Origin of the sequence: Stenotrophomonas sp. GbtcB23 (assembly GCF_019091045.1) — a bacterium.
GTDB classification, from domain to species: Bacteria; Pseudomonadota; Gammaproteobacteria; order Xanthomonadales; family Xanthomonadaceae; genus Stenotrophomonas; species Stenotrophomonas rhizophila_A.
The window spans coordinates 1-235 of sequence record NZ_JAGXKC010000700.1 but is presented as its reverse complement, the minus strand read 5'-3'; the positions used below and the strand labels follow the sequence as shown (position 1 = coordinate 235).

Sequence of the window (235 nt, the reverse complement as noted above, 5' to 3'; positions counted from 1 at the left end):
GAAGGTGGCGCCGACCCTCAACCGCGCCCAGCAGGAAGTCATGCTGGCCGAGATCAAGAAGCTGATGGTTGCCGGCAAGGGCGGCACGGACGGCCTCTTCGCCATCGACAAGGCGGCCGTCGGTTCGGCCAACAGCCTGCTTGCGGATTACAAGGTCATCTCCAAGCCGGTCGATCTCGACAAGGCCTTCGATGACAGCTACCTGTCGAAGATCCCGTCGGCGGACAAGCGCCTA

1 protein-coding gene is annotated in these 235 nt (G+C 63.0%); it reads left to right on the top strand.

The genetic code is table 11. The annotated features are described in order from the left end of the window. Window positions 1–40 precede the first annotated feature (40 nt). Window positions 41–235, top strand: a 195-nt coding sequence (locus KVS69_RS20620; RefSeq protein ID WP_217540210.1) for a hypothetical protein, incomplete at its 3' end; no start/stop codon positions are given.